General features: G+C 63.8%; 11 protein-coding genes. 9 read left to right on the top strand and 2 right to left on the bottom strand.

Annotation, left to right across the window (positions count from 1 at the left end; translation table 11 throughout):
• Positions 1–8: 8 nt before the first annotated feature.
• The 8 genes from ACYVGC_RS00860 to ACYVGC_RS00825 all read left to right on the top strand — a co-directional run bounded on the left by ACYVGC_RS00860 (position 9) and on the right by ACYVGC_RS00825 (position 9,127).
• Positions 9–1,652, top strand: a complete 1,644-nt coding sequence (locus ACYVGC_RS00860) for a M28 family peptidase (protein WP_460581884.1) — start codon at positions 9–11, stop codon at positions 1,650–1,652.
• Between the two features lie 308 nt (positions 1,653–1,960).
• On the top strand, positions 1,961–4,126 hold the full coding sequence (locus tag ACYVGC_RS00855; RefSeq protein WP_460581883.1) for a TonB-dependent receptor plug domain-containing protein: 2,166 nt from the start codon (positions 1,961–1,963) through the stop codon (positions 4,124–4,126).
• Positions 4,127–4,226: 100 nt separating this feature from the next.
• Complete coding sequence (locus ACYVGC_RS00850; RefSeq protein ID WP_460581882.1) at positions 4,227–4,844, top strand: HmuY family protein; 618 nt, start codon at positions 4,227–4,229, stop codon at positions 4,842–4,844.
• Positions 4,845–5,026: 182 nt separating this feature from the next.
• On the top strand, positions 5,027–5,818 hold the full coding sequence (locus ACYVGC_RS00845) for a heme/hemin ABC transporter substrate-binding protein (RefSeq protein WP_460581881.1): 792 nt from the start codon (positions 5,027–5,029) through the stop codon (positions 5,816–5,818).
• 56 nt (positions 5,819–5,874) lie between these two features.
• The gene (locus ACYVGC_RS00840; protein ID WP_460581880.1) at positions 5,875–6,042 is read left to right on the top strand and encodes a hypothetical protein; all 168 of its coding nucleotides are present in this window, start codon (positions 5,875–5,877) and stop codon (positions 6,040–6,042) included.
• Positions 6,021–6,989: a FecCD family ABC transporter permease gene (locus ACYVGC_RS00835; RefSeq protein WP_460581879.1), complete on the top strand. Its 969-nt coding sequence runs from the start codon at positions 6,021–6,023 to the stop codon at positions 6,987–6,989. Before ACYVGC_RS00840 ends, ACYVGC_RS00835 begins: the two co-directional genes overlap by 22 nt.
• 169 nt (positions 6,990–7,158) lie before the next feature.
• The gene (locus ACYVGC_RS00830) at positions 7,159–7,932 is read left to right on the top strand and encodes a heme ABC transporter ATP-binding protein (protein ID WP_460581878.1); all 774 of its coding nucleotides are present in this window, start codon (positions 7,159–7,161) and stop codon (positions 7,930–7,932) included.
• A 154-nt stretch (positions 7,933–8,086) separates the two neighbouring features.
• Positions 8,087–9,127 carry a hemin-degrading factor gene (locus ACYVGC_RS00825; protein ID WP_460581877.1) on the top strand — a complete coding sequence of 347 codons (1,041 nt, stop codon included), beginning with the start codon at positions 8,087–8,089 and terminating at the stop codon, positions 9,125–9,127.
• 108 nt (positions 9,128–9,235) lie between these two features.
• Here ACYVGC_RS00825 and ACYVGC_RS00820 read toward each other — a convergent pair whose 3' ends face one another.
• Positions 9,236–9,499, bottom strand: coding sequence for a hypothetical protein (locus ACYVGC_RS00820; protein WP_460581876.1), 264 nt, complete (start codon positions 9,497–9,499; stop codon positions 9,236–9,238).
• 318 nt (positions 9,500–9,817) lie between these two features.
• Here ACYVGC_RS00820 and ACYVGC_RS00815 point away from each other — a divergent pair, with 318 nt between their 5' ends.
• Entirely contained in the window at positions 9,818–10,651 is an 834-nt protein-coding gene (locus tag ACYVGC_RS00815) for an alpha/beta hydrolase (RefSeq protein WP_460581875.1), read from the top strand.
• Positions 10,652–10,733: 82 nt separating this feature from the next.
• Here ACYVGC_RS00815 and ACYVGC_RS00810 read toward each other — a convergent pair whose 3' ends face one another.
• Positions 10,734–12,200, bottom strand: a complete 1,467-nt coding sequence (locus tag ACYVGC_RS00810; RefSeq protein WP_460581874.1) for a DNA/RNA non-specific endonuclease — start codon at positions 12,198–12,200, stop codon at positions 10,734–10,736.
• Positions 12,201–12,233: the final 33 nt, after the last annotated feature.

The following is a 12,233-nucleotide window of genomic DNA, read 5'->3' as shown; positions in this document are numbered from 1 at the left end:
TATTGATTATGAATAAAATAAACGCATTGCTGGTTGCAGCAAGCCTATTGCTCGGGCAGGCGGCAGCCGCCCAGGGCATTGACCAGGCGGCCGAAGATGCGCTAGCGGCCGTGAAGCCAAGCGCGCTCGAAGCGCACGTGCGCTACCTGGCCGACGACCGCCTGCGGGGCCGCCTGCCCGGCACGCCCGGCTACCAGCTGGCAGTTGATTACGTGACCAAGCAGTTTCAGGAAATGGGCGTGACGCCCGCCGGCGAGCGCGGCGGCTACACCCAGCTCGTGCGCCTGCGCCGCGCCTTTGTGGAGCCGGGCGCTACGCTCAGCTACCAGCCCGCTACCGGGGCCGCGCAGCCGCTGGCTTATGGCACCGCGGCCACCGTGTACCCCAATCCTGGCCAGCCCGAGGTAAGTGTGCAAGGCGCGCCGCTGGTGTTTGCGGGCTACGGTATTTCGGCCCCCGAGCTGAAGTACGACGACTACGTGGGCATTCAGGCGAAGGGCAAGGTGGTGGTGGTGACCCGGCAGGCCCCCAAGCAATTTGCTGATAATGAGCGCCAGTACTTCATGGACCTGCGCACGGTGCTCGAAACCGCCGCCCGCCACGGCGCGGTGGGCGTGCTGCTGGTAGCCGCCCACGCCGATGCCAAGCTGCCGGAGTACCCCAAGGGCCAGGTGAGCGCGCTGGGCGCTAATGGCCGGGTGGCGGTATCGCGCAGCTACGCAGCGGGGTCGGCGCAGCTGGTGGCGGCCGTGGGGCCGGCCACGATGCAGCAATTGTTTGCCGGTGCAAGCCAGGATACTGCGCAGGTAATGAGTGGTTTGCGTAACGGTAAGCCGGCTTCACAGGCGCTGCTGGGCAGCTTTAGCGCTCGCTACCGCAGCCGCTATCAGGACGTGGATAGCTACAACGTGGTGGGCAAAATTGAGGGCTCCGACCCGCTGTTGCGCAGCACCTACGTGGTGCACAGCGCCCACCTTGACCACCTGGGCGTGGGCGCGCCCATTGAGGGCGATTCCATTTATAATGGTGCGCACGACAATGCCACGGGCGTGGCCAGCGTGCTGGAAATCGGGCGCATGTACACCAAGCTCAAGCTGCGGCCGCGGCGCTCGGTGCTGCTCGTGCTGGTGACGGGCGAGGAGATGGGCCTGCTCGGCTCGGCCTACTTCGCGCGCTTTCCTACGGTGCCCGCCGTGTCGCTGGTGGCCGATATCAATACCGACATGCCCACGCTCATTGCCCCGCTGCTGAGTGTGGTGCCGCTGGGGGCCGACCACTCGTCGCTGCTCAAGCAGGTGCAGCCGGCGGCGCGTTTGCTCAAGCTGGCCATTGAGCCCGACCCCGAGCCGACCCAAAACCGCTTTATCCGCAGCGACCAGTACAGCTTCGTGGTGCAGGGCGTGCCCGCGCTGCACATCAAGTATGGCAACCGCACCGCCGATGGCCAGAACAACCTCAGCGAAACGGTGCAGAAGTGGCGCGCGCGCACCTACCACAAGCCCCAGGATAATTTCGTAGGCGGCACCTTTGATTGGGCGGCGGGCGTGAAATACGCGCAGCTCAACTTCCTCATCGGCTACCAGTTGGCCCAGGACCCGCGCTACCCCACCTGGAGTAAAGGCGACTTTTTCGGGGCGCGATTCGGGAAATAGTAGAGCTGCTAGTAACACAAGAGAACGTCATGCTGAGCTTGTCGAAGCATCTCTACCACGCCGCCAGGATTAGCAACCCATTCGGCGTGGTAGAGATGCTTCGACAAGCTCAGCATGACGTTCTTTTATTTTCTGGGTATTGCTTTTCTACCGAGTTTCTTATGATGCGCTTAGAGTTATTCAAGTGGCTGTTAATAGCGCGATGTGAAGGAGTACACAGTTTGTTTTTATTTAGAAAATTTCTAAATAAAAAATTGAAATGAAAGCAAGGCGAATACCTTTGCCACTGTTTAGAATTTATCTAAATAATGGCGCACTATTCTTCCACTTCTTTCTTTCGCATCGTACCGTTGGCCTTACTGGCCGGCCCGGCGCTGGCGCAACGTGCTGGCACCCCGCTGCCCGCCGATACGCTGCGCCGCCAGCGCCTCGGCGAGGTGGTGGTGACGGCCACCCGCACCGAAAAGAGCTTGATGGACGTGGCCATCCCCGTGGCGGTGGTGGGGGAGAAGCAGATAAAGAGTATGGGCTCGCTGCGCCTCGGCGACGTGCTGAGCGAGCAAACCGGCCTCAGCCTGGTTGCGGACCACGGGCAAGGCATTCAGCTGCAAGGGCTTAACTCGGAGTATACGCTTATTCTGGTGGATGGGGAGCCGCTCATCGGCCGCACGGCCGGCACCCTCGATTTGACGCGGGTGGCGGTGGGCAACATCCAGCGGGTGGAGGTGGTGAAGGGGCCGGCCTCGGCGCTGTGGGGCTCCGACGCGCTGGCCGGCGTGGTCAACATCATCACCCAGAAGCCGCAGCCCGGCCTTCGCGGCGGCCTGCGCACCCGCTACGGCACCAACCAAACGGCCGACCTCAGCGCCACGCTCAATGCGGGCGGCGAGCGGGCGGGCCTCACCGTGTTTGGCAACCGCTACAGCTCGGCGGGCTATACCTTGCAGCCCGCCAGCGGCACGGCCTCGGTGCCGCCCTTCGCCAGCTATACCGGCCAGAGCCGCTTTACCTACAGCCTGAGCGACCGCACCAAGTTCAGCCTCTCGGGCCGGTATTTCGTTGAAAATCAGCGAAGCACGTCGCCCACCACCACCGAAGTGGGCACTACGGCCGACGTGGCCATGCAGAGCCGGCAGGCGGATTTCAACCTCAACCCGACGCTGACGCACCGCTTCCGAAGCGATAAGGTGTTTGCCACGGCGCGCCTCTACTACAGCCGCTACCACACCCAGGAGGCCTACACCTACGCCGCCGACGGTAACTACTACGACGCTACGTACTTCACCCAAACCTTCCTGCGGCCCGAGGTGCAGGTCGATTACAGCCCGCGCCCTACCCAAACGCTGACCCTGGGCATCGGCTACCAGCACCAAACCGTGGCGGCCACCCGCTACGACGCCCGCCAGCTGATGCAGGCCGCCTACAGCTATGCGCAGTACGATTGGTCGCCCACTGCCCGGCTCAACCTGGTGGGCGGCGTGCGCTACGACGGCCCCAGCCAATACGCGGGCCAGCTGAGCCCCAAGCTGGCCGCCCGCTACCAGCTGCGGCCCTGGCTGGCGCTGCGCGGCTCGGTGGGCCGGGGCTACCGCGCCCCCGATTTCCGGCAGCTGTACCTCAACTTTTCCAACCCCGTGGTGGGCTACAGCGTGTTTGGCACCAACCAGGTGCAGGCCAAGGTGGCCCAGCTGGCGCAGCAGGGCCAGTTGGCTACCGACCCCATTACGGGCCAGGTTATTATTTATGAGGCGGCGCTCGCCCAGGCGGGCAGCCTGACCACCGAAAGCTCGGTAGCCACCAACCTGGGTTTTTTGCTGGAGCCCAAGCTGAACAACGTGGACCTGGGTTACCGCCTCACCGTCAATGCGTTTTGCAACGACCTTAATAACCTGATTGAAACCACCCCGGTGGCCCTCAAGAAAAACGGCCAGTCGGTGTTTTCTTACCGCAACGTGACCCGCGCCTACACCCAGGGCGTGGAGCTGGATAACTCCCTGCGCCTGCCCCACGGCTTTACGGTGGGGGCTGGCTACCAGTATCTTATTGCCAAGGATAAGGCGGTGGTGGATGCGCTGGCCGCCGGCACGGTGTTTCGCCGCGATGCTGCCACGCTCCAAACCGAGCACGTGCGGCCCGGCGACTACGGCGGGCTCTTCAACCGCTCGCGCCACACCTGGAACGCCAAGGTTTTTTACGACAATCAGGCCCACGGGCTCACGGCCAGCGTGCGGGCCATTTACCGGGGCCGCTACGGCTTTGCCGATGCCAACGCCAATGCTATTCTGGATGCTGATACTGAATATGTTAGCGGCTACCTGCTGCTTAACGTGGCCGCCAGCAAAACCCTCGGCCCCTGGCTGAGCCTGCAAGCCGGCGTGGATAACCTCACGGGCTACACCAACCCGGCCTACATCAGTACGCTGGCCGGGCGGCTGCTCTACGCCAGCCTGGCTATCGAGCTGGGTAAGAAGTAAGTAGCGCGGACTCTGTGAGTCCGCGGATGGCCCCTTTTCTCTCTTGCAACTCTTTCACTCGCGGACTCACAGAGTCCACGCTACATCCACTCTCTTTCAGATGAATACACTACTCCTCCCCGCGCTGCTACTGGCCGCCGGTACCCTCGCCCTGGCTTCCTGCAAAAAAGACGACGACATCGCGCCCGTCGTGGCTGTGACGGCCAAAACCGTCACCAGCCTCTCGGCGGCCGGCACGGCCAGCGCCACCGGCCAGCCCATTGCGGCCAAGCACTACACCTTCTACAGCCTCGCCGACGGCAAGGAAATCGCCTACACCGACTCCAATTCCACGAAGTGGGACGTGGCCTTTCGGGGCACGACCATCCTGACCAATAGCGGCACCAGCGGGCCCGGCCAGGGCGGCGCACAAGTGCTTTCCAAATTATTTTCGGAAGTAGCCACGGCCCCCACCACCGACTACGCCGTGGACGCGGCCACCACCAAAGCCATCCCCACCGGCTCGGGCAACGGCTGGTATTCCTACAACTCGACCACCAACGTGGTAACGCCCATTGCCGGCCGGGTGCTGGCCATCCGTACCGCCTTGGGCAAGTACGCGAAAATCGAGGTGCAGAACTACTACAAGGACGCGCCCGCTGCGCCCACCTCGGCTAATCCTGCCGGGTACTACACGTTCCGCTACGTGTATCAGCCCAGCGGCACGGCCCTGAATTAAGGTAAAAGTCCGGCATGGGTGGCCTGCGCTCCTGGAGGCGATGAGCGGCTTGGTAAGAATGAGCCTTGTGGTGAGGCTATTTGGTGCGGGCCACCCGTGCCGGTACTACTTTTTTAGCACGTAATAAATTGGTTATGAACAACTTGATTTTAAGGTTAAACAGCTTTTTGATTTTCGGAGCCTTGCTGCTAAGTACGCTGGCCGCGGTCGCCGCACCCGCTCCGCGCATCGTGTCGCTGAGCGGCACCATCTCCGAAATCATCTGTGACCTGGGCCGCCAAAGCCAGCTCGTGGGCGTGGATGTAACCAGCACCTACCCGGCCGCGCTCGATAAGCTGCCCAAAGTAGGCCACACCCGCAACATCTCGTCCGAGGGCGTGCTGGCCCAAAGCCCCACGCTGGTAGTGGGCACCACCGAGTCACTTAAGCCTGAGGTGGCCGCGCAGCTCAAGTCGGCCGGCGTGCGGGTCGAGCTGTTCAAGCAAGCCTATTCGGTAGAAGGTACCAAGCAGTTAATCAAGGAAGTAGCTGCCGCCTTTGGCGCCAGTGCCGAGGTGCCCGCCCTGCTCAAGAAGCTTGATGCGCAGCTCACGCAAGTGCATAAGCCCACCAAAGCGCCCAAGGTGCTCTTCATCTACGCCCGCGGCACGGGCACCATGATGGTGGCCGGCGCGGGCACGCAGGTGGAAAAAATCATTCAGCTGGCCGGCGGCCAGAACGCCGCTACGGGCTTCGCCGAGTTCAAGCCCCTCACCGCCGAGGCCCTGGTGGCCGCCAACCCCGATGTGCTGCTGCTCTTCGACAGCGGCCTGCAAAGCCTGGGCGGCAAAGCCGGCCTGCTGCAAATACCCGGCATTGCCCAAACTACCGCCGGCCGCACCGGCCGCGTGGTGGAGATGGATGGCCAGCTGCTGACGGGCTTCGGCCCCCGGCTGGGCCTGGCCGCTACGGAGCTAGCTAAGAAGCTGCAATAAAAGCGCTTACGTATCTCTCCTCAGTCAGTTATCTGATACTCAAAAGCTTTAGTGCCATGCCCGTCACCGCCCCAAAACCCCTCATTGCTCGTACGCTCACCGCGTCGCCCATGCGGGCGGGGCGCACGCGCGGGCTGCTGGTGATTTTGGCCGGGATGCTGCTGCTGGCCGTGCTGGTAGGAGCGGGGGCGGGGCGCTACACGTGCCGGTGGCCTCGGTGGTAGGTGTGCTGGCGCACAAGCTGGGGCTGCACGTGTCCCTGCCTTTTGAGCCGCAGCAGGAGGCCGTGGTGTGGGTTATTCGGCTGCCGCGGGTGCTGCTGGCGGTGCTGGTGGGCGCGGCGCTGGGCTTGGCGGGCGCGGCTATGCAGGGGCTGTTTCGCAACCCGCTGGCCGACCCGTCGCTGCTGGGTATTTCGGCCGGAGCCTCGCTGGCGGCAGTAGCCGTTATCGTGCTGGAAGAAAGGGTATTAAAGATGGTGAGCGCCCTGCCCGGCACTGGGGGTGCGGGGGCCTACGTGCTGCCCCTGGCCGCCTTTGCGGGGGCCTGCGTAGCTACCGTGTTTGTGTACCGGGTGTCGCGGCGCGGCGGGCGCGTGCTGGTGAGCACCATGCTGCTGGTGGGCATCGCCACCAATGGCCTGGCCGGGGCCATCACCGGCTTGTTTACCTACGCCGCTACCGATGCGCAGCTGCGCAGCATCACGTTTTGGGGCTTGGGGAGTTTGGGCGGGGCCACCTGGCCGGCCCTTGCCACGCTGCTACCCTTCCTACTATTGCCGCTGCTGTGGCTGCCCCGGCTCGGCAAGGCATTGAACCTGTTGGCTTTGGGGGAGGAGCAGGCGGCCCACCTGGGCTTGCCGGTGGCGCGCATCAAGTGGCAGGTTATCGGCCTCACGACCCTGGCGGTGGGGGCGTCGGTGGCCATGGTAGGCACCATTGGCTTTCTGGGTTTCCTAGTACCGCACGTGCTGCGGCTGCTCGGTGGGCCCGACCACCGCTTCGTGCTGCCGGCCTCGGCGCTGGGTGGCGCGCTGGTGCTGCTGCTGGCCGACACCCTGGCCCGCACTGCCGTGGCCCCGGCCGAGCTGCCAATTGGCATTCTCACCGCGCTGCTCGGCGCGCCGGTTTTCCTCTGGATAGTAATGCGCAACGCAAACAGAATCACCTGACCTGTGGATTTAGCGGATTCATCGGATTAGTCGGATTTTCGGGCCGATGCTAGCGCCGCAATTTGTTAGTATAGTGCAAAAGATTCGGCCACATTGAGTACAAGAGGTCCGTCTTCAAAATCCGGCCAATCCGCTGAATCCGCGGTTCGGACAAACCCCCGTGTCAACTATGATTCAGGCCACCAACATTAGCTACTGCATCGGCCCCAAAATGCTGCTGCACAACGTGGCGCTCACGGCCCGGCCCGGCGAACTGCTGGCCGTGGTGGGGGCCAACGGCGCGGGCAAGTCTACGCTGCTCAAGCTGCTCAGCGGCGACCTGAAGCCCAGCGCCGGCGAGGTGCTTTGGGAAGGTAAGCGCCTGCGTGAGTGGGCCCCCGCTGCGCTGGCGCGCCGCCGGGCAGTGCTCACGCAGCAGCACACGCTGGCGCTGGCCTTCGAGGTGCGCGAGCTGGTGCTGCTGGGGCGCTACCCGCACTTTGGCGGCCAGCCCACGGCTCACGACCATGCCATTGTGAGCGCTGCGCTCGACCTGGTGGGCCTCGGCCACCTGGCCGGGCGCGCGTACCCCACGCTCTCGGGCGGTGAGCAGCAGCGCGCCCAGCTGGCCCGCGTGCTGGCCCAGGTATGGGAGGCCGAAGGTGGTTTTTTGCTGCTCGATGAGCCCCTCACCGGCCTCGACCTGCGCCACCAGCACCAAACGCTGGCCGTGGCCCGCCAGCTCACGCGGCGCGGCTTTGGCGTGGTGGCCGTGCTCCACGACCTCAACCTGGCCGCCCAATACGCCGACCAAGTGCTGCTGCTGCACCAGGGCCGCACCGTGGCCAGCGGCCCGCCCACCCACGTTTTTACGCCCGATTATATTCACCTCGGCTTTGGCCTGGAGGTGGAATTGCTGACGCACCCCAGCCTGGGGCACCCGCTCATCGTGCCGCTGGTTTAAATGTAGCGTGGACTCTGCGAGTCCGCGCGTGAGCGGAGCGAACAGCTAGCGGCTGGTTCGTTTGTTTATGGAGGGTGCTTGCTCCGCTCACGCGCGGACTCGCAGAGTCCACGCTACGATAACTTTTAACGCATCACTCCTAATTCAAAAAGCAATGTCCGTCCTCATAGCCCCCGAAACCCTGGCCGACCGCTGGGCCACTTACCAGCAGGAGCACCCCAAAGGCCGCATCCGCGACGCGGCCTGGGCCCTGGGTGCCAGCGAAGCTGCTCTGCTTGCCACCCGCATCACCGGCCAGCCCGACTCGCCGGTGGTGGCCCTCACCAACGACTTCAAGGAACTGCTCAAGCAGGTGCCCACTCTGGGCCGCGTGATGGCCCTGACCCGCAACGACAGCGTGGTGCACGAGCGCCAGGGGCCGTACCTCGACGTGTCGTTTCAAGGCCCGATGGGCTTGGTGCTGGGCGAAGACATTGACCTGCGGCTCTTTATGATGCACTGGCAGCACGGCTTCGCGGTGAGCGAAAACGGCCGCCGCAGCCTCCAGTTTTTTGCCGCCGATGGCGAGGCGCTGCACAAAATCTACGTGCTCGACGGCGAAACCGACCTGCCGGCCTACGAGGCGCTGGTGGCCCGCTTCCGCGCCCCCGAGCAGCTTGCCGGACTGAGCACCCGCCCCGCCCCCGCTACGCCCGTTGAAGCCGCCGATGCTACCATCGACGTCGCGGGCTTTCAGGCCGCCTGGCGCGGCTTGCAGGATACGCACGCCTTTTTTGGCCTGCTGCGGCAGTTTGGCCTCACCCGCACCCAGGCCCTGCGGCTGGGGCCGCCCGAGCTGGTGCATAAAGTTGATAATGAGGCTATTGAGCGGGCCCTGCGCGCCGCTTCGGCCGATGCCGTGCCGGTAATGATTTTTGTAGCCAGCCGCGGCTGCATCCAGATTCATACCGGCCCCGTGGCGCGCATCGTGCCCACCGGCCCGTGGCTGAACGTGCTCGACCCCACCTTCAACCTGCACCTCAAGCTCGAAGACGTGGCCCAGAGCTGGGTGGTGCAAAAGCCCACCGCCGACGGAATTGTAACATCAGTGGAATTATTTGATAATCAGAGTAATAATATCTTATTGCTTTTTGGCCAGCGCAAGCCCGGCATTCCCGAAAACGAATCGTGGCGCGCGTTGGTGGCCGGGCTGTAAGTTGAGGTGGAGGCTGGTTCAGGTACTAAAAAACGGTCATGCTCATCTGGCGTTCGCTTGTCGAAGCATGACCATTTTTTATCATTCTTAGCGTACTTCCCAATGCCGCTACGCGCTGGTTGCCTGCCGGGCCTGGGCCTGCCGCCAGGTGAGCAGGAGGGCCACCAGCCGCGCCGACGAGTCGCTCGCCGCGTGGCCAAACGCTGGCTGGAGCTCGGTGAGCGGAATCTGCACTGCCGCGTCGATGCGGTGAGCGTGCACCGTGAGCACCACCGACTTGGGCATGGGGTGGGCCGTGGCGCTGGTAATAGTGCTAAAAATCAGCAGTAGCAGCCTCAGCCAGCGCCCCAGGTGACCCGGCCGGGAAATCAATGCCCCATGTTTACCGTGTTTTTAATCGAGCGGAAAGGAGAGCAGCTCAAAAGCGTGATTGTCAGTAGACTTACCCCAAATCAAAAGTCTTGTAAACGAGCGCCATGCTTCACTGCGTTCAGCATGACCCGTTTTTATGTTTTTCTTAATTTAGGAACAAGTCTATTCCCTCCGACCAGTCTGCCCTTTTCCAGCGCTGTCGGCGCTACGGCAGTGTAGGTATGCCGGCTCCCGGCTTGCAACTCGCAGCCGGTAGCACAGTCTATGTAAAAAGCCAGGCAATGGGGCCTGGCTTCTCCTCTTTAGCGCCGATTGACGATGGTTCGTGCCAGCTTACTCTGCCTGCTGCTGCTGCAAACTGTGGCGGCCTGGGCCCTCAAACCCAGCCGCGAGTGGGCCGCCACGCCCGACTCGGTGGGCCTGACCTACCAAGCGCGCACGCTGCCCACGCCCGACCACGCCCAGCTAGCCACCTGGATAATCGAGCCCGCCGCCACCGCCCCCAACCAGCGCACCACGCTGGTGCTCGCCTACGGCGACGCGGGCAACATGGGCAACTGGGTGCACCAGGCGCGGGCACTGGCCGGCGCGGGCTACCGCGTGTATCTGTTTGATTACCGGGGGTTTGGCCACAGCTCCGATTTTGCCATCGACCCCAACCGGCTGTACTACCATGAGTTTACCCTGGACCTGACCGCCGTGCTGGCCGATGCCAAGCACCGCTACCCGCGCAGCCGCACGGGTATCCTGGGCTTTTCGATGGGCACGATAATGGGCGCCGAAGTAGCCGCTGCGCACCGCTGCGATTTTTTTCTGGCCGAAGGCTACGTGGGTAGTCCGCAGGCAGTAGTAGCCAGCGTGCTGAAAAACAAGCACAAGCAGCTCAGCCTCCCCGCCGAGGCGGCCACCTACGCCCGCTTGGCCCCCCGCATCAACTGCCCCTGGCTGCTCATTGCGGGCACCCAGGACGTGAACACGCCGCTCGCCGACTCGGCGGCCGTGGTACAGGCGGCCCGCCGGGGCCAGCGCCGGCAGCTCGTGCCGTTTGCCGGCGCACACATGGCGGGCTTCTACACGTTGTCGGAGAAGGAGTTTGGCGACTTATATGTGGGTGCCATCCGGCGTTTTCTGGCGGCCGATGGCAAGAGCTAACTTGTGAAGAGTTTAAAAATTTAATGGGATAAAATACTGATTATCAATATTTAATCCCATTAAATTTGATTTTAGGCGCTTTCTAGCGCGCCCGGCCGCTGTCTACCACGCTTTGCAGTTGGGCCTGGGTGGCGGCGGGCAGGGCACTGAAGATATCCACGCCCGAGGCGGCTTCTATCTTGTCAACGGAGGTCAGGTACTGCGTCCACTGCGGGCTGATGCTGTTGTCGTTGGGCGTGTCGATGGCCAGTACGCGGCCCTGGCCGGCGATGATGCGCTGGCGGTCGTTATTGCCTTCGGGTAGGAAGATGATGACTTTCCAGACGTGGGCCGGCACCGTTACGCGGCCCTGGTCGAGGGTTTGGGCGGGGCCGTTTTTGCCGGTGCCGCCGCGGCCGTAGCTGCCCATGAGCACGTAGGCTTCCTGGCCGGCTTCCACCTGGGCGCGGGTGTATTCTTCGAGGTGCGCCCAGGTTTGCTGGTTGTTTTGGGGGGCCTGGGGCACCATATTGCTCATCAGGAAGGTGGCCGAGTTATCGTCGAGGGCGGCGGTGCGGTCGCCGCTGGGGCAGTTGTGGCCCTTGTCGAAGCCCGAGCCGCCGTAGCTCTGCGGTGTTACCTGGTAAAACTGCCGGGGCAGGCCGGGGTCAGCCCGAAAGTCGTTTTGGCGCGGGAAATTCTTGGTGATATCGGTGCGCCCCACGTGCCAGCTCGTCCAGATGGGAATGCCACGCTGGGCATTGTAGCCCGTGGCAAACTGCGGCCGCGTGAGCAAATAGTTGGTGTTGTTGCTGGGGTCGGAGGTGGCACCGCTGGGGTTGCCCAGCAATAGGTTATCGTTGTCAGTGCCTGCTACTTGCGCGCCGGTGCTCGGGGTCTGCGCGGGCCGCGTTGGGGTAGGCGCGGGCGTGTTTCGGTTCTTGAAATAATCGTCCGTCGGGGCGGGCGCGGGTTGCGAGGCCGGGCGGCTAGTGGGCACAGCTACCACCGCACCCGCCGCCGTTTCGAGGCTGATGTTATCGAGGTTGAGGCGGCCTTTGCCGGCGTCGGTTTTGCGAAATTCGAGGCGCAACGGCTCGTTGGCGAGGCCCGCGAACAAGGCGGGGCGCAGGGTGGACCCGGTGGCGGTTTGGGGCTGGCCGTTGCGCTGCCAGGTGCGGCCGTGGTCGCGGCTCACCCACAGCTCCCAGGTGCTGGGCCCGTCCTGGCCGTAGGCGGCCGATAAAACGCTGATGCGGCGAATGCCGGCCGGCGCGTCAAACTGCATGGTGAGGCGGCCGCTGGCGCGCAGGCGGGCGGCGTGCTCGCCGGCCTTGTGGTCTTGCTCGGTGCTGCCAATCAGGCCGTTGGTAAACAGCCAGGGGCCGGTGGTCAGGGCCACGTCGGCGGTTTCGTAGGCGCCTTTGCTGCCGGTTTCGAAGGTTTCGGGGAAGGCCCCGGCCGGGGCCTGGGCGGGGCGGGCCGCGGTGGCTACCGTAGCCGATGACTCGGCCGCCGGCTGCGAGCACGCCAGCAGCGCCGGCAGCAAAAGCAAAGTGTAAAAACGCATGGGACGAAAGTAACAGGCGCGGGGCCAGGAACG

This window comes from Hymenobacter arcticus (genome assembly GCF_054779975.1).
This window is presented reverse-complemented; position numbering and strand designations above follow the sequence as displayed.

Excerpts from the sequence above, each read along its gene's own strand:
- ACYVGC_RS00860 (WP_460581884.1), top strand. The coding sequence starts at position 9 with ATGAATAAAATAAACGCATTGCTGGTTGCAGCAAGCCTATTGCTCGGG.
- ACYVGC_RS00855 (WP_460581883.1), top strand. The coding sequence starts at position 1,961 with ATGGCGCACTATTCTTCCACTTCTTTCTTTCGCATCGTACCGTTGGCC.
- ACYVGC_RS00850 (WP_460581882.1), top strand. The coding sequence starts at position 4,227 with ATGAATACACTACTCCTCCCCGCGCTGCTACTGGCCGCCGGTACCCTC.
- ACYVGC_RS00840 (WP_460581880.1), top strand. The coding sequence starts at position 5,875 with ATGCCCGTCACCGCCCCAAAACCCCTCATTGCTCGTACGCTCACCGCG.
- ACYVGC_RS00830 (WP_460581878.1), top strand. The coding sequence starts at position 7,159 with ATGATTCAGGCCACCAACATTAGCTACTGCATCGGCCCCAAAATGCTG.
- ACYVGC_RS00825 (WP_460581877.1), top strand. The coding sequence starts at position 8,087 with ATGTCCGTCCTCATAGCCCCCGAAACCCTGGCCGACCGCTGGGCCACT.
- ACYVGC_RS00815 (WP_460581875.1), top strand. The coding sequence starts at position 9,818 with ATGGTTCGTGCCAGCTTACTCTGCCTGCTGCTGCTGCAAACTGTGGCG.
- ACYVGC_RS00810 (WP_460581874.1), bottom strand. The coding sequence starts at position 12,200 with ATGCGTTTTTACACTTTGCTTTTGCTGCCGGCGCTGCTGGCGTGCTCG.